At 45.6% G+C, this 21,355-nt stretch carries 20 protein-coding genes; 12 read left to right on the forward strand and 8 right to left on the reverse strand.

The features are described from left to right. The first annotated feature begins 35 nt into the window (after positions 1–35). Positions 36–989: a LysR family transcriptional regulator gene (locus tag AC1HDP_RS14380; RefSeq protein ID WP_479639259.1), complete on the forward strand. Its 954-nt coding sequence runs from the start codon at positions 36–38 to the stop codon at positions 987–989. Here AC1HDP_RS14380 and AC1HDP_RS14385 read toward each other — a convergent pair. Next, positions 949–1,941, reverse strand: coding sequence for a LysR substrate-binding domain-containing protein (locus tag AC1HDP_RS14385; RefSeq protein ID WP_479639260.1), 993 nt, complete (start codon positions 1,939–1,941; stop codon positions 949–951). The two genes, AC1HDP_RS14380 and AC1HDP_RS14385, sit on opposite strands and share 41 nt — an antisense overlap. Before the next feature lie 107 nt (positions 1,942–2,048). Here AC1HDP_RS14385 and AC1HDP_RS14390 point away from each other — a divergent pair, with 107 nt between their 5' ends. Continuing rightward, positions 2,049–3,284: a multidrug effflux MFS transporter gene (locus tag AC1HDP_RS14390; protein WP_479639261.1), complete on the forward strand. Its 1,236-nt coding sequence runs from the start codon at positions 2,049–2,051 to the stop codon at positions 3,282–3,284. Positions 3,285–3,486: 202 nt separating this feature from the next. Further along, positions 3,487–4,095 (forward strand): tRNA-uridine aminocarboxypropyltransferase, encoded by a 609-nt coding sequence (locus AC1HDP_RS14395; RefSeq protein ID WP_479639262.1) that lies wholly within the window; start codon positions 3,487–3,489, stop codon positions 4,093–4,095. A gap of 27 nt (positions 4,096–4,122) precedes the next feature. On the opposite strand, the gene AC1HDP_RS14400 is transcribed toward AC1HDP_RS14395, so the two are convergent. Continuing rightward, positions 4,123–6,174 (reverse strand): putative bifunctional diguanylate cyclase/phosphodiesterase, encoded by a 2,052-nt coding sequence (locus AC1HDP_RS14400; protein ID WP_479639263.1) that lies wholly within the window; start codon positions 6,172–6,174, stop codon positions 4,123–4,125. A 359-nt stretch (positions 6,175–6,533) separates the two neighbouring features. Here AC1HDP_RS14400 and AC1HDP_RS14405 point away from each other — a divergent pair, with 359 nt between their 5' ends. The 7 genes from AC1HDP_RS14405 (at position 6,534) to AC1HDP_RS14435 (ending at position 13,497) form a co-directional block, all read left to right on the forward strand. After that, positions 6,534–8,090: an EAL domain-containing protein gene (locus tag AC1HDP_RS14405; RefSeq protein WP_479639264.1), complete on the forward strand. Its 1,557-nt coding sequence runs from the start codon at positions 6,534–6,536 to the stop codon at positions 8,088–8,090. Positions 8,091–8,148: 58 nt separating this feature from the next. After that, positions 8,149–8,544 (forward strand): hypothetical protein, encoded by a 396-nt coding sequence (locus AC1HDP_RS14410; RefSeq protein ID WP_479639265.1) that lies wholly within the window; start codon positions 8,149–8,151, stop codon positions 8,542–8,544. Positions 8,545–8,617: 73 nt separating this feature from the next. Beyond that, complete coding sequence (locus AC1HDP_RS14415; protein ID WP_479639899.1) at positions 8,618–9,271, forward strand: class I SAM-dependent methyltransferase; 654 nt, start codon at positions 8,618–8,620, stop codon at positions 9,269–9,271. A gap of 235 nt (positions 9,272–9,506) precedes the next feature. Continuing rightward, entirely contained in the window at positions 9,507–10,832 is a 1,326-nt protein-coding gene (locus tag AC1HDP_RS14420; RefSeq protein WP_479639266.1) for a M16 family metallopeptidase, read from the forward strand. Further along, complete coding sequence (locus AC1HDP_RS14425) at positions 10,829–12,283, forward strand: M16 family metallopeptidase (RefSeq protein ID WP_479639267.1); 1,455 nt, start codon at positions 10,829–10,831, stop codon at positions 12,281–12,283. The genes AC1HDP_RS14420 and AC1HDP_RS14425 overlap by 4 nt, the downstream gene beginning before the upstream one ends. A gap of 145 nt (positions 12,284–12,428) precedes the next feature. After that, complete coding sequence (locus AC1HDP_RS14430) at positions 12,429–13,004, forward strand: hypothetical protein (protein WP_479639268.1); 576 nt, start codon at positions 12,429–12,431, stop codon at positions 13,002–13,004. Beyond that, positions 12,991–13,497: a hypothetical protein gene (locus AC1HDP_RS14435; protein WP_479639269.1), complete on the forward strand. Its 507-nt coding sequence runs from the start codon at positions 12,991–12,993 to the stop codon at positions 13,495–13,497. Before AC1HDP_RS14430 ends, AC1HDP_RS14435 begins: the two co-directional genes overlap by 14 nt. Before the next feature lie 34 nt (positions 13,498–13,531). On the opposite strand, the gene trmL is transcribed toward AC1HDP_RS14435, so the two are convergent. The 3 genes from trmL to AC1HDP_RS14450 form a co-directional block, all read right to left on the reverse strand. Then, entirely contained in the window at positions 13,532–13,993 is a 462-nt protein-coding gene (gene trmL / locus AC1HDP_RS14440) for a tRNA (uridine(34)/cytosine(34)/5-carboxymethylaminomethyluridine(34)-2'-O)-methyltransferase TrmL (protein WP_479639270.1), read from the reverse strand. Positions 13,994–14,066: 73 nt separating this feature from the next. After that, positions 14,067–15,440 carry an ATP-binding protein gene (locus tag AC1HDP_RS14445; protein ID WP_479639271.1) on the reverse strand — a complete coding sequence of 458 codons (1,374 nt, stop codon included), beginning with the start codon at positions 15,438–15,440 and terminating at the stop codon, positions 14,067–14,069. After that, positions 15,440–16,123: a response regulator gene (locus AC1HDP_RS14450; RefSeq protein ID WP_479639272.1), complete on the reverse strand. Its 684-nt coding sequence runs from the start codon at positions 16,121–16,123 to the stop codon at positions 15,440–15,442. Before AC1HDP_RS14450 ends, AC1HDP_RS14445 begins: the two co-directional genes overlap by 1 nt. Positions 16,124–16,312: 189 nt before the next feature. Between AC1HDP_RS14450 and AC1HDP_RS14455 the strand changes: the two genes are divergently transcribed. Next, complete coding sequence (locus tag AC1HDP_RS14455) at positions 16,313–16,792, forward strand: Spy/CpxP family protein refolding chaperone (RefSeq protein WP_479639273.1); 480 nt, start codon at positions 16,313–16,315, stop codon at positions 16,790–16,792. 99 nt (positions 16,793–16,891) lie between these two features. Then, the gene (gene fieF, locus AC1HDP_RS14460) at positions 16,892–17,785 is read left to right on the forward strand and encodes a cation efflux pump FieF (RefSeq protein ID WP_479639274.1); all 894 of its coding nucleotides are present in this window, start codon (positions 16,892–16,894) and stop codon (positions 17,783–17,785) included. Here the strand turns inward: fieF and glnG are convergent. The 3 genes from glnG to AC1HDP_RS14475 form a co-directional block, all read right to left on the reverse strand. Next, positions 17,733–19,166, reverse strand: coding sequence for a nitrogen regulation protein NR(I) (gene glnG, locus AC1HDP_RS14465; RefSeq protein WP_479639275.1), 1,434 nt, complete (start codon positions 19,164–19,166; stop codon positions 17,733–17,735). The genes fieF and glnG overlap by 53 nt on opposite strands. Then, the gene (glnL, locus tag AC1HDP_RS14470) at positions 19,159–20,286 is read right to left on the reverse strand and encodes a nitrogen regulation protein NR(II) (protein ID WP_479639276.1); all 1,128 of its coding nucleotides are present in this window, start codon (positions 20,284–20,286) and stop codon (positions 19,159–19,161) included. The genes glnG and glnL overlap by 8 nt, the downstream gene beginning before the upstream one ends. A gap of 448 nt (positions 20,287–20,734) precedes the next feature. Continuing rightward, positions 20,735–21,286, reverse strand: coding sequence for a DUF4124 domain-containing protein (locus tag AC1HDP_RS14475; protein ID WP_479639277.1), 552 nt, complete (start codon positions 21,284–21,286; stop codon positions 20,735–20,737). Between the last annotated feature and the right edge of the window lie 69 nt (positions 21,287–21,355).

Here is a 21,355-nt window from a genome sequence, read left to right on the forward strand (position 1 = left end):
TGTTAATTATAATTATAAATCAGAAGGATCTGGCTGTGGTGAATGTTGAAGGCGTTGACCTTTTAAGTCTAAGTATATTCGTACTCTTGTACGAGTCCGAATCCGCAACCGTTGTTTCTCGACAATTAAATATTCCAGCCCCTAAAATTAGTCGTTGCTTAAAGAGTTTGCGCGAATCATTTGATAATGAATTATTTGTGCGTCGTCGATATGGTATGTGCCCCAATGCGGTAGCATCACAAATATATCCAATTGCTAAAGGTATAATCGCCAGTGCAGAGGCTTTTAATCATATTCACGCTGAGGCTAAAGTACTAACTAATCAGTTTGTGATTGCTTTGCCTGATTGTTTTGCCTGTTCTTTAACTAAGGATTTACTGGTTAAGCTTAAGCAGTTTAATGATAAATTCAATTTAGTCCTGGAACAGTGGCATGCTAACTCTTGGCAAGAAGTCATCAACGATAAGTTATCTTTTACCTTATGCTGCCATTCATCCCTTGATGAGTTGCAATCCTTAAGTGATAAATTAGATGTTATTCCGCTCATTCAGTTATCTAATTTATATTTATTAGCATCATCAGAACACCCTATTTTGTCACAAGAGATTAGTCTTGAATCTATTGCTCAATACCCTTATGTCGATACTGAATTTGCCAAATTGGATGAGTACACCCCGTTTCAGCGCTTCTGTAATAGCCAAGGGATTGAGTTACAGCCAGAGTTAACTGTGCGTAATACCAGTAGCCTCATAGATTATATGTATTCCCATACCAGCTTAGCGCTAACCTCTTATCGCACCTTGTACGATAAGTTTGCGATGATCCCAGGCTTACATGCTTGCCAAATATCGAAAGTCGAAGCGGCTAGGTTGCATCAAGGTCAGGATACGCCTTGGTTATTTTTATTAAAAAAACGCGGCAATAGCGATCCTAAACTTGAGCAGTTGATTATGACGTTGTCACAATTGGTGAAAGATCATTTGGAGTGATCTGATCTTGCTTAGCGCAGGCCATGAGTGATTCTCTCACCCAGCGATGCCCTGGGTCTTCCCTGTGTCTTTGATGCCATAGCAACACATACGCCATCGGGCTAAAGGGCGTGGGCAAAGGTAATTCCACCAAGGGATAGATTTTTACGGCGTGCTTGGCAAAGCTTTCTGGCAAGGTAAACACTAAATCGCTATTGGCGCAGATATTGGACGCCCCATAAAAATCCGGCACTATCACGCTAAGCTTGCGATGCTGACCAGAGCGCGCGAGGTGATAATCTAATGCCCACCAATCGTTACCTTCACAGCGCACTTGTACATGCGACAGACTGAGATAAAAATCCAGATCCCAATGACCTTTGTCATATGCCAATAAGGCCGGATGATCTTTACGCACCAAACACACTTGTTGATGAGTAAATAAGGTTTGGCAGACTAATTCTTTCGGCAAATTATCAAAGAGCTCACCAGTTTGCGGGGTTAGATCTCGGCCTGTAATGCCAAAATCCACTTGTCCCATGAGCAAGGCTTGCAGTGAATGCTCGGTCCACACATAAGAGCTGAACCTAATATTGGACGCCTCGTTCAATGCTTTGCCAATAAAGTGCGTTAATAAGGTTTCATAGGCACTTTCAACCATGGCAAAGCTAAATTGGCGATCGCAGCTGGCAGCGACAAATTGCGGTGGCTGGGTGAGTTCGGCAATGCCTTGCAACAGATTGGGTAAGCGCTCAGCAATTTGCTGGGCATGCGCCGTAGGCTTTAAGCCATGGGCGGTGCGCTGAAACAAGGGATCATCAAGCATGTCCCGCAATTTGGCGAGTTGCTTACTGAGCGCCGATTGGCTCAAGTTGAGGCGGCGAGAAGCGCGGGTGACATTTTGCTCTTCTAAGAGCACCTGCAAAATAACCAGTAAATTAAGATCTAGCCTGATCAGTTTATCCAGCTTCATCAGTTATTCCAAAATGGAAATTCATTTAGTAAAGAATATCATTTCATTCATAACTTGGGCAGGGCTTACAATAGTTGCCATATTTTTAGTGTGAATTCAGAGATTGTATGCGACCAAATTTATTACCTTTATTGATGTTTATGGTGCTGTTAAGCCCTATGGCCATAGATATTTATTTACCTTCTATGCCAGTAATGGCGACCGAATTTGGTGTTAGCGCCAGTGACGTGCAATCTACCTTAGTATTGTTTTTATTCGCCATGGGGGTTGGGCAAATTGTGATTGGCCCGCTTGCCGATCGCTTTGGACGTCGCCCTGTGGTGCTTGCTGGTATCAGCATGTATGTATTAAGTAGCTTGATGGCTGTGTTAGCTCAGGACTTTAGCTATTTGCAGTTAGCTCGGGTACTGCAAGGATTTGCCGCCTGCGCTTCATCAATAGTGGTATTTAGTGCGGTGCGTGATTGCTTTAGCCCGCAAGAAAGCGCCAAAGTATACAGCTATTTAAATGGCGCAATTTGCGTGATCCCAGCCTTAGCCCCGACCTTAGGCGGCTTATTAGCCTTGCAGTTTGGCTGGCGTTCAACCTTTATGTTTATGGCGGTTTACGGCTTAATCATGTTAAGCGTGGTTGCGCTGCGTTTTAAAGAAACTCGCCCTGAGCATACCATTAGCACTGGCCCGTTATATCGCTGGAATCGTTATCAGCCAGTGCTCAGCAACAGCCATTTTATGTTTTATGCGCTGACATGTATGTCAGGCACGGGCGCTATCTTGTGTTATGTCTCTTACTCGCCAGTATGGTTGATTCATCACTTAGGTATTTCGGAATTAGGCTTTAGTGGCTTGTTTGGCCTTAATGCCATAGTCAATGTGATTGCCTGTTTTGCGGCGCCGTTAGTGATTAAGCGCTTAGGGAATCGCATGACTGTGATAGTGGCGCAGGGATTAATGCTGTTAGCGGCGTTATTGCTACTGATATTGCATCAGCTTATTCCCGCGCAAGGCATGGCGGGCGCTTTGAGCTATATGCTGCCTATGATGCTGTTATGTAGTGGTTTTGCCTTATTGCTTGGGCCTGCAACATCAATGGCGCTTGCGCCTTTTGGTGAGCGCGCTGGTACGGCGACCGCTATGCTGGGCTTTATTCAAATGAGTGGCGCATCAATTGTGGCTGGCATTATTCTGCAAACCTCATTGGAGGCGCCAGTAGCGGTTGCTTCTGTGATGGGCGGTTTATCGGCGGCATTTATTGGCATTATGTTGATGAATCGCTTTGGTCATTGGCACCGCGAGCCTGAAGCTGAATTAGACGCTGAGCTTGAAACTGCCGCTGAGCGTTAGAGCTTGATTTGTGACTTGTTAATTTAAAAGCCCAGTTTCTGGGCTTTTTTTATGCTTACCTTTTTATGCTTAAATGGTGTGAATTGGCAATTTAGCCGTTGGCTGTTGCTGCCAAAACTTATGCGCATCTAATATTGGCGCACTCTTAACCTCTGCGGCAGTTTAACGTACACTAGCGCTTAATTTTCCTACTGTGAGTGACATGTCTAAACGTCGTTATTGTCCTGATTGCGAGTATCCGCAAAGCGCATGTCTGTGCGCCAGTATTAACGTGATGCAAAGCCAGGTGCAATTAGTCGTGCTGCAGCACCCTTCAGAAGTGCAGCATGCTAAAAATAGTGTGCGTCTGTTAAAGCAAGTGTTGCCTCAGTGCGAAGTGCATGTGGGTGAGCTGCCAGAAGATTTTGACTGTTTGCGGCAGCGTTTAGCGCAAACATCCACTCAAGTATTAGTGGCTTACCCCAGTGAGTCGAGTGTGGCCATTGAAACTGTGGCGATTGAAAATCCGGCCCATACCACTTTGTTGTTGATTGATGGCACTTGGCGTAAGGCTTTGAAGATACTTAAGCTCAACCCTTGGCTACAAGAGTATCAAGCTGTGCATTTAGGGGATGATTACCAAGGGCGTTATCGTATTCGTAAAGCTAAACGCAGCGATAGTCTTTCAAGCTTAGAAGCGGCGGCTTATAGCCTAGCCGCGCTTGAAAACGAGTTAGATATCAGCCCTATGTTAGCGGCCTTTGATGCTATGGTGGCGCGCCAGATTGCCGCTATGCCAGCGGCAGTCCAAGCCAGATACCAAGAGTTCTAACTCCTAATCCCAATGCTAATTGACTCATTAGTCCAAATACTTCTGTGTAAACTCAGTGGCAGGGCAGGGATGATTGAACAGAAATCCTTGGCCAAATCCGTGACCCATAGTTTTAAATTGCTGCCATTGGCTTTCAGTTTCAATGCCTTCGGCCACAAAATTAAGATCGAGCGCTTTAGTAAGAGAGACTATGGCTTGGTAAAATTTCACCCCAGTTTCTGTGTCGATTTGTTGGGTAAAATTAGCATCAATTTTAATACTATCAATCGGTAAACTGCTTAAACGGCTAAGAGATGATAGGCCGCGACCAAAGTCATCAATGGCAATCCCCACGCCTTTACGCTTCAGTGCCATTAAAGTTGTCTTGACGGCTTCAGGTCGTCTGATTAGGGCGCTTTCGGTGATTTCAATGCTTAATAAATTGGGCGGCAATTTAGCTCGCGCGAGCGCATTGTCGACATGCTCAATAAAATCTGGATGCTCTAACTGTAGCGGTGAGACATTAACGCTAATACGCACGCCGCGCTGATACTGTTTACGCCACAGCGCGGCTTGCTGACAGGCTTGCGATAATACCCAATTGCCCACGCTGATAATTAGGCCAGATTCTTCTAATTGCTGAATAAAATCTATCGCCTCAATGACATGGTTCTTATCTATTTGCCAACGTAATAAGGCCTCGGCCGCCATTAATTCGCCAGTGTCATTGGCTATGATGGCTTGATAGTAGAGCATAAATTGATTGAGGCTTAAGGCGTGCCTTAAAGCATTCAAAAAGGTGACTTTTTTCTCCGCCATCAGTTGCAGTTCTTGGCTGTAGAAGACGATATGATCGAGACTCTTTTTGGCGCTATACATAGCGGTATCGGCGCGGCTAATTAATTGCGCAGCTTGCTCGCCATGCTCAGGGAATAAGGTGATGCCTATGCTAATACCGAGATAAAACTTCTGACCTTCTAATTCAAACGGGGTATCAAACAGACTCAGCACTTGGCGCGCTAACTTAGCCACTTGCTCACGACTATCGCATTGGTTGATGAGTAAGGTAAATTCATCGCCGCCTAAGCGGCAGCATAGATTATCCACTGGGCAGCCGGCTTCTAATCGCGCGGCGACAAGTTGCAGTACCATATCGCCCATGGCATGACCAAAACAGTCATTAATATTTTTAAAACCATTGAGATCTAAAAACATTAACGCGCCCATGCCGGACTTGGCTCTGTCAATGTTGGCAAGCGCATCTTGCAGTGACAGCTTAAGCTGCCTGCGATTGGCAAGCCCAGTTAAGCTGTCATGGGTGGCTTGATAAGTAAGGTGATGTTGCAACGCTTTTTTGTCGGTGATATCCGAGAAAATATTGACGCAGTAGCTATCGCCAGCATTGGATGTGAGCCAGCGTTGACTTAGCCATGCCGGGAAGCGGCTACCATCGGCCTTAGTTTTCATGACTTCGCCTTGCCAAGCCATGCCCATTTGCATTAATTGGTTTTTACCTTCAAGAAACAGCGTTTGCTGCGCTATACCTATCAGTTGTTGTTGGCTATAACCGCTGATCCTAAACATAGCATTATTGGCCGCTATGATAGTGCCAGCGGCATCTGTGATATACACAGCCTCGGCGCTATGGCCAAGCGATGCATCGAGTATTTCTCGCGGAATATCACTAAAAGTCGTGTCTGCTGATTGCTGGCTACGCTCTTGTAAGCGTCGCTCTAATAATTGAATCGCCAGTAAATGACAGTCTTGATGGTGATAACTAGTGGCTCTTAATTGGCAAGCCATTAATTTTTCATTGTTATTGCCATCAACAAATAGCCACTGGAAGTGGTGATCGCGCTTAGGGCTCCATAATGACAAGCATTCTATGCTCTGTTGACCATTGGATTGTAAGCGCGCAGACAGTTGTGAAATATCTATGCCGTTGATTTCATCGGGGCTGACAGCCAGGGCATCAGCAAAAGTGGCTGAGCACCCTAAGATTTTACCTTTACATAAGAGCGCCAGCGCGGCGTTCTCATTGGCAAGAGGCGTGAGTGCTTTCGATGAAAGTTGAGTGAGTATCTGTTGCCAAGGACGCATGGAATAAGAGTCTCCCTAAATGTTCCTTATCAGCGCGGGTGATTAGTCGAGTATTTCCCTATGTACTAATCTTTGAGTATTAAATCTTCTTATTAAATCCGCCAGTGAATGATAAAATCTCAATGAACGTCTACATACATTACTGTTGTGAATACTTTGTAAAAAGTTTTGATTAAATATAAAGATTATTTCTTTAAAAATTAAAGCTTATTTTAGCCGCTATGGCTATTATTTTTTGTTAATTTTTAAGGGTATGTCGCATTTGTCAGATAGAACCTGGTTGTCACAATGTTAAATCTACTTATTCCTCTTACTAGTTAATGGATAACTGTTATTTTTTAAAGCGAGAATGGCCCTCATTGCAAAATTTTACTGAATCATGGAAAACCTGCTTAGAGGTGTTCGCGCTTTTGTTAGCGGCCGCGTTACTCTCTTTTGGTTTTAGTTATTGGCTGATTGAGATGGAAGTTAGTGATGATCTCGATGATTTTGTTTATTCGGTGGAAAATCAGTTATACACCGCATATCAAGATCTTAGAGTGATGGATGCACTCAATTTTGAGCAATGCGATGATAAAGGGCAAGAAGTGCTAAAAGAGCACATGTTTAACTCTATCTATGCAAATTTGTTTTTTGTGCGCTCATTATCAAGCCCACCCTTTGAGTTTTGTAGCGTGATGGGACAAGTTAGCTTTGATCTCAGCATTAACGCTAATCCTAAACTCTGGGATATTCCCGCATTAGAAAATACCAAGCTAACCACCACATATTTGCCGGGGCAACATTACCAAGATTTATATATGTTGTATCAAGGTCGGCAGGTTAATATTCGCCGAATTTCTTTATGGAATCATTATTCATTCTTTGAATCTGAACGTCATAGTGAACGGCGGATTTATATTCATCTTGGCGATAATGAGCTTATCTCAGATATCGGTAGTCTTGATGGTGATGGCATTAAAATTATCCAGATTAAAAGCGATAAGTATCCCATTGAAGTCACGTCAATGATCGGTTTTTGGCGAGTATTTAGTTTATCTAAAACCTATTTCTTACCGTGTCTGTTGTTATTGTCGACTTTTATCTTATTGATGTTCCGTTCATATCGTCTTCGCAAAGAATTGCGTAAGAGTATTCATTTTAGGCTGGTAAAAGCTATTGATAATGGGCAGTTGCAGCCCTTCTATCAGCCGATAATGAATGCTAGAACTGGTGAAATTGTTGGTGCAGAAGCCTTGATCCGCTGGATCCTGCCAAGTGGTGAAATATTATCGCCTGCTATCTTTATCAATGAACTAGAGCAAAGTGATATGGTTTATCAGGTCACCACCAAAATCTTGAATGATATTCCTCAAGATTTAGCGGTAGTGCTTAACGCTAATCCAGAATTTCGCTGTGGGATCAACTTAATCGCAGCGCAAATTGAAACGGCTAAATTTAGCAATTTATTAGCGCAATTAAGTGAGTTCGGGTATCCCGCTTATCATTTGGCGTTAGAAATCACTGAGCGCTCTCCTATTCAAGATATGGCTGTTGCGTCAGCCAATCTTAAACAGTTGCAGGAATTAGGCTGCTTGATTGAGCTTGATGATGCTGGTACCGGTTATGGCGGCGGCCAATATGTGCAGCAACTGCCATTTAATATCATGAAAATTGATAAGCTATTTATTGATACCTTAGTGGAAGAAGAAAACCGTACTCAAGTGTTAGATGCTTATGTAGGAATGGCCAAGAGCTTAAATATGGGAGTGATTGCCGAAGGAGTTGAAACCCTCACTCAATCTCAGGCACTATTAAGTCGTGGCGTAAGTTTGCAGCAAGGTTATTTGTTTGCTAAACCTATGGCTGCCAAAGACTTTGTGGAATTTTGGCAACAAACGCAGCAAGCTAAGCTAACGCTAAATACTGAGCACTAAAGCCAGTAAGTATTTAATCAAGTCAGCACTTAAGCACTTAAGCAAATAAGGACTAGCAATGAAACACCAAGGATGGATGATGGCCGCTATGCTGCTAAGTGTTAATGTGAGTGCTGGCACGCAAAACGTGCCGCCAACACCAAGTAGCAAACCTCATAAAGTGCTGTTGGTTCCCGCTAATAAGTCAGTGACCTCACATCATCAAACCCTAACTTCGGCTAATGACATCAAGCCTAATTGGGAGGCGGAGCAATTACAAAAAGCAAAAGCTGCGGCCAGCAATGAGCGCCAATTAACATCCAAGGCTGATGACGCGCGTCCCACTTGGGAAGCTGAGCAATTAAAAAAAGCCCAAGGCGCCTTACAAAGCGATGAAGAGCGAGCACTTAAAGAGGCCAAAGCCGCGGCTACTCAATCTAGCACACTCACGCCTGTACTTAAGCCTACTCCTTAGCCATCCAATTTAAGCTAAAAAATGCTATAAAGAGCGCCATTATTTCTTGAGCGAGCCTCATGTGACTCATCCAATGTTATGCCCCTTATGCGGCGGGCAGCACTTAACTCTTTTTTGCCAAGATGCGCGGCGGCGCTATGTTTGCTGTCAGGCGTGCGAACTCGTTTCAGTTCCTGCGTCTTTTCATTTATCCCCAGGCGCCGAGAAAGCTGAATACGACAAACATGATAACTCCTGTGCTGATGTTGGTTACCGACGCTTTTTAAGTCGCACTTGGGCGCCACTGTTAGCGCGTTTACAGGGCACTCATGCGGATATTACTGGCTTACAAGGGCTAGATTTTGGTTGCGGAGAAGGCGCGGTATTAAGCCAAATGGCAAGGGAAGAAGGAGTGGCGATAGCTAATTACGATCTCTATTACCATAACCATGGCGCGCTGCTGCATCAGCAGTATGACTTTATTACTTTGACGGAAGTGATCGAACATATTGCCGATGCCGCGCAATTATTAGCGCAACTCAATACCATGTTAAAGGCGGGCGGGGTGTTAGCTGTGATGACTAAGCGCGTGACTAGTGCCGATGCCTTTAGTCGCTGGCACTATAAAAACGATCTCACCCATATTAATTTTTATAGTGATGCTAGCTTTGGCTGGCTTGCCAAACATTATGGCTGGCAACTGGAATTGATTGATAACGATGTAGTGTTTTTAACTAAGGCGCGCTAGTTATTCCGCCACCAATGATTGGTGGCATATAAAGATATCCCCCTAGCGCTAGATTAAAACATTCTGCGGCCACTATTTTTGCTAATCAAATCTCTGTTTTTGGCTAAGGTTGCGCTTATGTTGCAATTTTGCTTGCATCGATTAACTATTTGTCTTTAATTGGTGGCTGAATAATGGCTCCACTAGTTGTTAGCTGTTGTGGGCTGACTTAACAAGACTTTGGTGAGGTGTGCTGATGAAGCTCCTATGGATTGGATTAGCGTTAATTATGGTGCAAGCATGGACGCCTGCGCGCGCCACGACGAGCGCGGACATTAACAGTTTTACGTTAGCAAACGGCATGAAGATCATGGTGTTGGAAGACAGTTCTATTCCCAACGCTAACATGTATATTTTCTGGAAAGTGGGCTCGCGCAATGAAGCGCCAGGCATTACAGGAATTTCTCACTTCTTTGAACATATGATGTTCAATGGCGCCAAAAAGTACGGTCCAAAAATGTTTGACCGTACTATGGAGGCCGCAGGCGGCGCTAATAATGCTTATACCACTGAAGATATAACGGTTTATACCAACTGGTTTCCGGCATCAGCCCTAGAAACCATATTTGATTTAGAGGCCGACCGCATAGCTCACTTAGATATTTCTGCGGCTATGGTTGAAAGTGAGCGCGGCGTAGTCACCTCTGAGCGCACTACTGGGCTTGAAAATTCTAACTTTAGAGTGCTGCATGAAGAGCTTAAATCTGTGGCCTTTAATGCTCATCCTTATTCTTGGCCAGTTATCGGTCATGAGTCAGATATTCAGGCTTGGACCATAGACGATTTACGCCAATATCATAAAACTTACTACGCGCCCAATAATGCTGTGATGGTGATAGCCGGCGATGTGAAGCTGGCTGAAGTCAAAGCCCTTGCTGAAAAATATTTAGCCCCGATACCTGCGCAGGCGCCGCCGCGCGCGATAAAAACCATAGAGCCAGTGCAAACCGGTGAGCGCCGCGTGTTTGTGCACAAGGCTTCTGTGAGTACTCCCAATGTGATGCTGGCGTACCATATTCCAGCGACTCAATCTGAAGATTATTACGCGTTGAATTTATTGGCCGCCATTTTAGGGGAAGGCAATAGCTCGCGTTTGCATCAGGCGTTAGTGGATAAGCAAGTCGCTTTGTCGGCAGAAACCTATATGCCTGAAAGTTTTGATCCTAATTTATTCTATTTTTATGGCGTAGCTGCGCCAGAGGTGACGGCACCTAAGTTAGAGCAAGCCATGTTGGCTGCGATTGCAAGCGTGGTGAATCAAGGCGTGACGCAGCAAGAGTTAGACAAGGTAAAAAACTTACGGCTAATGGGTTTTTATCGCAACATGGAAACCATCAATGGTAAGGCTAATACCATAGGTACCTATGAGTTGTATTTTGGCAGTTACAACCAGTTATTCGAGGCGCCAGCGGCTTATAACAAGGTCACCCCCGAGGACATACAAAGAGTCGCCGCTAAGTATTTTACCCGCGCGAATCGCACCGTCGGCGTGTTGGCAGCAAATGAGGAGCAAGATCAATGAGCAACATCAGATTTGGCTTAGTGGCGCGCTTGATGGCAGCCTCATTCACTATGGTTATTGGCTTAACGGCATGTCAATCGGTACCTCAATCATCTAAGGCGGCAACGGCAAGCTCACCTGCCTTTGTGATGCCAAGCTATGAAACCGTGACTCTGGCTAACGGGTTAATCTTAATGTTAATGCCGCAAACCGAAGTGCCCTTGATTACTGTTAATGCCGTGGTGCGAGCTGGAAGTGTTAATGACACTCAAGCAGGCCTTGCGTCTATGACTGCCGCAAGCCTGCTACTGGGTAATAGCCTCAAAAGTAAGGCCGAGTCTGAGCTCTTTGTGGATTCACTTGGCGCGAGTGTCGCCTCTTACTCGAGCGCAGAAGGCAGTGTAGTTACTCTGGATTTTATGGCAAACGATGCCATAAAAATCTTGCCCTTACTTAAGGCGATATTAATCTCCCCAAGTTTTGATGGCGCTGAGTTTACTAAGCTCAAGCAGCAGCAAATCGCCGCCCTGACTCAAGCCAAAGAAAGCCCGCGCGCCGTGATTAATGATTACTTTCGCGCGCAAGTGTTTGGTTCGCATCCTTATGGCAATGCAACTGATGGTGATGAGCAATCATTGCAATCTATGACTACAGAGGCGGTGCAGCAATTTCACCAGCAGTATTATCAGCCCAATAACGCTGCCATCATAGTGGCTGGCGATTTTGACCTCACCACTATGAAGGACTATCTCACGAGTTTGTTTGCTGATTGGCAAGGAGCGAGCACTAATGCGGACAGCACTGTCAGCGCGAATGTGAATGCAAGCGCAGCACTAACTCAGGCACGAGTTTTAGTGGTGGATAAAGCTGATGCCATTGAAACTACCTTTATGATCGGCGGCTTAGGTATCAGCCGTAATAATCCTGACTACGTATCACTGCAAGTTATTAATACCATTTTGGGTGGACGTTTTACCTCTTGGCTTAATGATGAGCTGCGGGTCAGCAGCGGTCTCACTTATGGTGCGCGCTCAGAATTTAGGCCTTATCGGGACAGTGGCTTATTTAGTATCAGCACTTTTACTAAAACCGCCAGCACAGAGCAAGCCATAGACTTAGCCTTAGCTACTTATGCCAAGTTGTGGCAGCAAGGGCTAGATCAAGCCACCTTAGATTCTGCTAAGTCTTATGTGAAAGGCCAATTTCCGCCGGAGTATGAAACCAGTGGTCAGCTCGCCAATCTCATGAGCACTATGTACCTTTATGGGGTTGATGACTTCTTTATCAATAACTTTGAAGCTCAGGTAAATAACCTTGATTTAACTGAGGCCGCGAGTCTAATAAAACGCTATTTCCCGCAGCAACACTTGCAACTGGTATTAATAGGCAAGGCTGACGAAATAGAAACTATGGCAGCCAAATATGGTGAAGTTAAACGTATCAGCATTAATGATGTTGGCTTTAGTCATTAATTAATCGTCGAAATTTATCGAAAAAACCCACCTTTAGCTGTGGGTTTTTTATTGGCTTATCCCGCGTTTATCTAGATGCTGTTCTACACTTACTGTTATTACAAAAGTGGCAGTTAGTTTTAATTGAGTAACAGGGATGATACTTATGACGATGAATAAACATCAGGAACATGCTGAACTCGGGATGGATCTTGAGGGAAAAGAGGAATTGTGCACTCTTGTGAATTGGTTGCATGTACATGAAACCGTGAAAATGATCCTCGTTTCTATGGCGCAAATCGAACTCACCCTATCTGATGGCGACCATAATGTGACTGGGCTTGGTGAATATTTCACCTTAATGGCAGCTCACTTAAGACAGATGAATGCTTTCTTAGAAAATAGTCCTAGCGCCCCGCAAACTGTAAAAACCCATGGCCAAGTTCTCGAAGCCCAGATAGATCAAGGCATAATGGCATTTCAATTTTACGATCGCCTGTCCCAACGTCTGGTACACGTTATCCATGGCCTTGAGTTGACCGAGCGAGTGCTGCGAGATCCTGAAAAGCGCCTTAGCCGTATTAGCTGGGAAGAAGTTCAAGCCGAAATAAAACTTAACTATACCCTTGATTGTGAAAGAAAAATGTTCGAGCTCGTTCTTCAAGGCGCGCCATTGGCAGCCGCGATAGCTGCCTATAAAGATGAGCAATGTATTCCCAAAGATGATATTGAATTATTTTAGATGCATGCTGGTGTGCGCTTGCCTAAGTAGCAACAGCCTTGCTGTTGCTAAGGAGCAAGCCACTTTTGCTGATGTGTGTGGTGTGATTGCTGGACAATGGGTCGGGCCTGCGGCAAGTAAGGCGCGGCGCTACCTTGCTGCTCAAGTTGAAGCCATATGTAGTCATGATGGCAAGCAATTGATGCTGATGACGACCTTAGAAACGGATACTGCGACCTCAAGTTGGTGGTTTGTGCAGCTTCCTGATCGCATTCAATTGATGCAACGCGATAGCCATGGCAAGTTCCGTCAGATTGAAGTGAGTCTTTACGATTATGGCGATGGGTTTTCGTTTTTAGGGCTGACAGAAGTCAATGGCAGGGAAGCATTGCTTAAGCTAATTTTTGAGCCCTTAGCTGTGGGCTGGCAATGGCAACAGCAATTACAGTACCTAGATGATGACTCTGAAACCTATCAAGTATTTTTAAGTGTCGATCTTGTGCCTAAGGTTTAGGACTTAGGCACACAGCAGCATTTAGCCAAAGAGTTTAGCAGCCTGGATAACCTAATTGTCTCAGCGCTTCGTAGCTAATAATAGCAACCGAGTTTGACAAATTAAGGCTGCGGCTTTCTGGCAGCATAGGAATGCGTAAGCGTAAATCGGCACTAATGCTTTCAATAATGCTCATAGGTAAACCGCGGGTTTCAGGGCCAAAGAGCAATACATCACTGTCGCAATAGCTAAGTTCACTGTGGGGGCGACTGCCTTTAGTGGTGCAGGCCAAAATGCGCTGCCCTTTCACTGTTTCCAGAAAAGCATCAAAGTTAGCGTGGCGCACCACGTTGACCATATCACGATAATCTAAGCCCGCACGGCGTAACTTCTTTTCTTCTAAATCAAATCCTAACGGTTCAATCAGGTGTAACTTGCAGCCATTGTTGGCACACAAGCGCATAATATTGCCCGTATTCGGTGCAATTTCAGGTTCATACAAAGCAATATGGAGCATAGACGGCCGCTTTAGTTAAAGTGAATCATCAAACAGGCCGTTATTATACTCAGTTCGCTCAAGCAGACCAGTATCACAAGGGCAAGCTTATCTTTAGTAGTAAGCCGTTGGGTGCTTGTTGATACGCGCCAATATCACCATCATGGGCAGCAATGGCCGCTGCGGCTATTGCCATGCCCAGTCCCCAGCCGCCGCTGTCGCGTTGGCGAGCGCTATCAGGTCGGTAGAAAGGTTTAAATAAATGCGGTAACGACTCAGCATCAACCCCTGGGCCATCATCGAGAATGCTAATGTGCAGCCGGTTATGGTGCACTTCAGCTGAAATCCAAATATTGAGCTTGGCGTAGCGAATGGCGTTGCGCAGTAAGTTTTCAATGGCTCGACTAAGCGGCCTTGGATAATGGCTAAACACTAATTCTGCGGGCAGTTGAATATGCAGCACCTTGCCTTGATGTTCGGCTTCAAATTCGGCGTCACCTAGCACTTGATCTAAGGTTTCATTGAGCTCCAACAATTTACGCGACTCAGGCAAATTGGCTTTAACGCGAGAGAGCTCTAATAGCTCAGCTATCAAGCATTCAAGTTGGTCGGCTTCATGGGCAATGCGGGCTAACTCTTTACCTTCTAAGCCTTGTTTGCGGGCGAGCGCGAGGGCTAATTGTAAGCGAGTAAGCGGGGTGCGCAGTTCATGGGAAATATCGCCAATGAGGCGCTGCTGAGCAAGCACCATAGCCTCAATACTGTCTCCCATTAAGTTAAAGGCTTGCGCGAGCTGGCCAATTTCATCTTTGCGATGAGCAATCGCATCATCGACGCGGGTGGTTAAATTGCCGCTCGCTATGGCATCAGCGCTTTGTTTAAGCAAGCGCAGTGGTTTACCTAAATGCCAAGCTAATAAGCCGCACAGTAGGCCAGATAATAAGATGGCGAGTGTCAGCGTCAGTCCTTTATGTTCGGCTAAATATAAAAACCATGGCCGTGGATGATGCTCAGGAAAGCGGCCATAGAGGCTATATTCTTGGCCTTTGACGCTAAATTTATAGGGGCCAAACATCAAGTCGTTGCGAAACTGATGGCTGATAGGGTGGCCGACATCATCAACCATTAATTGAAAATGGCGTAATAGCTTAGTGTTAGCGTGGGAATTCAGCAGGTTGTCTTGGCTATCAAGCAGATACAGTTTTAAGTGTTTATTGTTAAATCTGGGATGGCGGTTAAGCCAACTATTGAGCGCTCGCATTGGATTACGATGGCCGAAATCTTGCTGCGATTGCAGCTGCGCCGCGGCCTCAGCCAATAATTGCTGCAACTGGGTAGGAATGGCTTGTCTATCATAGTTTTGCTGCATTAAAGGCAGTAAGGCGACGGCGGCAATAATGACAGAACTGCACAGCCAAAACCCCACTAATAATTTGATAAACAGTCGGTTAGGTGTTTTGTTTAGCATTAAGGTATCCAGATGTAGCCCTTGCCACGTAAGGTTTTCACTCGCGGGCGGCCATCTTCTCTTGGCGGGAGTTTTTTGCGTAAGTTAGACAGATGCATATCTAGGCTGCGATCAAAGGGCATGAGTTTTTTGCCCAGTACCACTTCACTTAGTTGCTCTTTACTGACTTGTTGTCCAGCATGGGTAACCAGTTCTGCCAGTAGTGCAAATTCAGTGCTTGTGAGCATGAGTAGTTGCTGATGACAAAAGGCTTCTTGGCGCGCATGATCAAGACTTAGATCGCCCAGTTGCTGAGTAGTCTCTGCTTGCTTGGCGCTCGGGTTGTGGGCGCGGCGTAAAATGGCGCGAATTCTTGCGATTAGCTCTCTATCGTTAAAAGGCTTGGGTAAGTAATCATCGGCGCCGATTTCAAGCCCCACAACTCTATCAATTTCATCACCGCGGGCCGTCAACATCAGTACGGGAGTTTGTTTGTCTTGGCGAATAGCCTTAAGGACTTCAAAGCCGTTGAGTTTTGGCAGCATGACATCAAGCAAGATTAAGTCGTAATTATGGCGGCGCGCTTGTGCTAGCCCTTGCTCGCCATCATGGGCTAACTCTAAGCGAAAGCCTTCAAGCTCTAACAATTGGCTAAGTAGTTCACTTAAGCCGATATCATCATCAATTAGTAACAGAGAATTCATGGTAACGATTTTACTCAATGGCATTAGGGGCATCGCAAGGTGCTGGTGCGTTAGCACTCAATGTACGCGAAAGTAAAAATCTTGGACAGACATCTTTACCTAGCTTTACCTAGCCTTAGCACTGGCTGACATTGGGCTGGGTATACTGTTTGGGTCTCGTTAATTTGATGAAGCTAAAAAGGAATCCCTATGAAAATTAAAAGTATTTTATTACTGGTAGCCACGGCATATTTTTCAACAGCTGCCATGGCCAAAGATACAGGTGAAGGCTCAAGCGAACACCAAAATCGTTATCATCAAAAGCATCACCAGAGCCATGGCTGTGACGGCGTGAGTGCTAAAGGTATGCATCAGATGTTTAAAGGCTTAGATTTAAGTGATGAGCAGCGCCAGCAATTTAAGCAACTGATGGAAAAGACTCACTCAGATGAAGGTAAAGAGTCACGCCAGCAGGCTCGTGCTGAAAATAGACAAGCTATGCACGCCCTCATCACAGCGCCACAGTTTGATGAAACTGCCGCCAAAGCCTTATTGGAAAAACAGTCTGAAATCCGCCAAGAGCGAGCGATTGAGAACTTAAGAGTGCGCAATCAAGCTTACAATCTGTTGACGCCAGAGCAGCAGCAACAGTGGCAACAGCGCATAGATACCTGCCAAAAGATCCGATGATTTCAATCGATTCACTGAGTAAGCTTAGGCGAGTTACTCAGTGTGATTTCGCTAGGTTTGGGTATACAATAGCCGATAAATTTTGCATCTATCGTGACTATGACTAGTTCTTCTTATGATTTTTGGGTCAAGCTTGCCAGCCGCGCGTCGGTAGTCACTGCCTTGACCTTAATTGCTATTAAATTATTCGCTTGGCAATATTCTGGCTCTGCCAGTATGTTGGCCTCGCTCACTGATTCCTTCGCGGATGCGCTTGCATCTATCGTTAATTTATTAGCCATTCGCTACGCAATTGTGCCTGCTGATAATGACCATAGATATGGCCATGGTAAAGCTGAGCCCTTGGCTTCGTTAGCGCAATCGGCCTTTATCGCAGGTTCTGCATTACTACTGTTTTTACACGGTGGTCAACGCCTGTTTGATCCGCAGCCCGTTGAACATGCCGATGTGGGTATTTGGGTGTCTGTGATTGCCATAGTGATGACACTCGCCTTAGTGCTGCTGCAGAAAAAAGCCTTAAGCATGACATCAAGTTGTGTGGTTGAAGCCGATTCTTTGCATTACAAATCTGACTTATTGCTAAATGCCGCAGTGTTAATTGCCTTAGTGCTGGCAACACAAGGCTGGTTATGGGCCGATGGCTTATTTGCGGTTTTGATTGCCTTTTATATTGGCTATCAAGCCATTGGTCTTGCCTATCGCAGCGCTAATTTATTGTTAGATAAAGAATTAGATCAAGAAACTCGCGATAAGATTGTAGCGTTAGCCATTGAAGATGGGCGAGTACTCGGGGTGCACGACTTGCGCACACGGCAATCGGGTAAAACCACTTTTATTCAGCTGCACCTTGAGTTAGATGGTAATCAGAGCCTATTTAAAGCGCATTCAGCCGCCGATGCGGCTGAAAAACGCATAATGAAAGCGTTTGATTCTGCTGAAGTTATTGTTCATCAAGATCCAGTACAGTTAATGCCTCACCATCAAGTTCCTTAAGTTTACGGGTGAGGGTATTACGCCCCCAACCTAAGCAGCGCGCCGCATCTTGCTTGTGCCCTTGAGTATGCTCAAGGGCGCAAGCCAATAAAATCCGCTCAAACTCTGGGGCAAGTTGATTCAGAATATCAATTTCTTGCGCCGCTAATCTTTGCTGTACTTCTTGCTGTAACAAAGCTTGCCAGTTGCCAGTTACTGGCGCATTCGCCGCGCTTACTGGGCGCTGCAATAATTCCGCGGGCAAGTCTTGCACTAAAATTTCTTGGCCAGAAGCCATAACCGTGAGCCAGCGGCAGGTATTTTCTAGCTGCCTAACATTACCCGGCCATGGCAGGCTTTTAAGAGTATCAATGGCGCCTTGGCTTAACACTTTGCCTTCAACGCCCATTTCGCGCGCCGCTGCCGCTAAAAAATGTGTGGCTAATTGCGCTATGTCTTCCCGTCTTTGGGCAAGGGATGGAATATGTACGCGAATAACATTGAGACGATGAAATAAATCTTCTCTAAATAGCCCAGCTTCTACCCGACTTTCTAAATTTTGATGGGTTGCTGCGATAATGCGCACATCAACAGAAACTGGTGAATGGCCACCAACTCGATAAAATTGACCGTCAGCTAATACCCGCAGCAGCCGAGTTTGCACATCAAGTGGCATATCGCCAATTTCATCCAAAAACAAGGTGCCACCATTGGCTTGCTCAAAGCGGCCGTGGCGCACGGCACTGGCGCCAGTAAAGGCACCTTTTTCATGGCCAAAGAGTTCTGACTCAATTAAATCTTTAGGTATGGCCGCCATATTAAGTGCAATAAATGGCTGATTTTTACGGGGGCTGTGTTTATGCAGGGCGCCCGCGACTAGCTCTTTACCTGTGCCTGATTGACCATTAATCAGCACGCTAATGGATGAGCGCGACAAGCGACCGATGGCGCGAAACACTTCTTGCATGGCGGGCGCTTCACCGATGATTTCTTGATGGGCGATAATAGGCGCTTCAAGGGGTTGCGGCTTAGTATCGCTGGCGTGTGACAGCGCGCGCTCCACTAAGCTAATGGCTTCATCAATGTCAAACGGCTTAGGTAAGTAATCAAAGGCGCCGGTTTGATAGGCATTCACTGCACTATCAAGATCTGAGTGCGCCGTCATAATAATCACAGGAATACGCGGGTAATGCTGCTGCAAGCGGCTGAGCAAAGTTAAGCCATCGGTTCCTGGCATGCGAATATCTGAGATGATGACCTGCGGCTTAGCATCTGTCAGTGCCTGCCATAAGGATTCGGCGGCGCTAAAGCTTGCATTGCTAATGCCTGCGCCTTTTAATGCCCGCTCTAAGACCCAGCGAATCGAAGTATCATCATCTAAAATCCAGACTTGTTCATTCATCGTGGGTCTCGCTTACGCTTAAAGTTGAGTCGAAGTGGCTTGGCGCCAATTGTGGGCCTTGACTGCGAAGTGGCAATAACAAGGTAAATTCAGTGTGTTCGGGTTCCGACTGGCAATCGATGCGCCCGCCGTGAAGACGCACTATGTTATGAGCAATAGAAAGCCCAAGGCCATTGCCATCGGCCTTGCCGCTCACCATAGGGTAAAACAAGGTATCCATTAAGGCGTCAGGGATCCCAGGGCCATTATCTATCACTTTAATTTCCATCACTAATTTGTGGCGTTGACTGCCAAGAGTCACTTGATGCTGAGTGCGAGTGCGCAAAGTAATAGTGCCAAATTGCTTGCCCATGGCTTGAATCGAGTTTTGAATGAGATTGAGCAAGGCTTGTTGTAACTGCTCGGCGTCCATCACGCTATTTGGAATGGAGGGGTCATAATCGCGCAGTAATTTAATATTGTTTGGCAAAGTGACAGTGACCAGTTGCACTACTTTTTGAGTTACCCAATGAATATTATTGTAAGCGTGCAAGCTTGGCTTTTGCGGACCAAGTAACCTGTCCACCAAATTTCTTAGGCGGTCGGCTTGCTCAATAATCATTTGGGTGAATTCTTGCAACTGTGGGTCACTGAGCTCGCGCTCTAATAACTGCGCCGCGCCGCGTAAACCGCCTAAGGGATTTTTAATTTCGTGGGCAAGGTTGCGCACCAAAAACTGTGCCGCTTGCTGCTGAGCTTCTTGATTAAGCTGCTGATCAATGCGCCGCTGTTGATCTACTTGTTTAAGCTCTAATATCGCAAGATGGTCATCTGGCAGCGGGCTTAAGGTTAAGTCAACGCTAAAGGGGTGGCCTTCTTGTGTAATGATAGTGATAGCACTGAAATACAAGCCCACCCTATTTTCTACCGCCGCAGCTAAGCGCTCACTTAAGGCCTCAGGTAATTGGCAATGATCCATCAGGCTAAGCTCGCTGAGCTTGTGGCGATTAATGCTAAATAATTGCTCTGCGGCCGAGTTGGCATAATGAATATGGCAGCAACTATCTATGACTATCACAGCCGTCATCATATGATTGAGTAGCTTATCATCATCCCAGCGGCGCATATCTCTGGCGGTCATAGACGGTTTCCTTGGCGATAAGCAGGGGTTAGCGCTTATGATGCACCAACTTGGTGCAGTGAACAAGTGCGAAGCCTTGCCGTGTTAAATCTTACGGCTAGGGCTTTATGCCCTTATTCAGCGCCTAACGACTCAATTATTTCCCTTGAACCTCTGGCGCATGCAAGTTTACTGCCGCTTTTAGGTAGCAATAAAAATTTGGCTGAGAGTTAGGTTAATTAACATGAGGTTAGCCGAGGTTGCAGCTAACTTGATTGGACAATAGTTAACTGAGTACAAATTGTGTTTCGCTCGGGGGATGTAAAGACTAATCACATTTATGCCCGCGGCTAATTATGCTGCTAGTCACTAGGCTAAGGGATAAATTGCAGCGGGCGATTGAGCTTGCCCAATTAATGACTCCATTGATGGCTTCATTTTTTACTAAAGCTTAGCGTCGCTAATTTAACTACTTAGCAGTGCGTGGCTGTGGTCTCGGTGGATGATAAATCGCTTGATGCATGAAAATAGTAATCACACTGCTTTGGGCTAAGGTCTGGCCAGTGCCAGTCACTAACAAGGCTTGCAGGGTATGACTACCACGATTAACCCCTGTTAGCTCAAATGAGGAAGAGGCTTGGCCTTGATTATAAGGCGCGCCATCAAGTAATAATTGATAAAGTGCGCCGCGAGGCTGCTCCTGCGTGAGGGCTAGCGTCACGGTAAAATTGCCATCATTATCGCGGATGGTTTCTTCATTGCTAGGTGAGTTGATGCTGAGCTGATAGTTAATCCCAGCGTCCAAATCTACCGCTTTGACTTGTGCAGGTGGCAGTAAGATTTGATTACTCGTTTCAGGCTTAAGCTCAATTTCAATGGCGCCTTCAACCGGCACATCAGAAAAATGCACGCCTCCTTTGGCATCAACCCAGCGATACACTTTAGCATCAGCCGTTGTACTTGCCATGAGTAGCGCTATCACTACAGCGGTAAGAGAGGAAACGCGGTATTGAGCTGACATAGTTAGCATCCTTAAGCAGTGTTGCTTAAGGTTACTCATTTTGGGCGAATGTGCCTAGTTGTTTGATGA

Source organism: Shewanella sp. ISS20 (genome assembly GCF_056522965.1).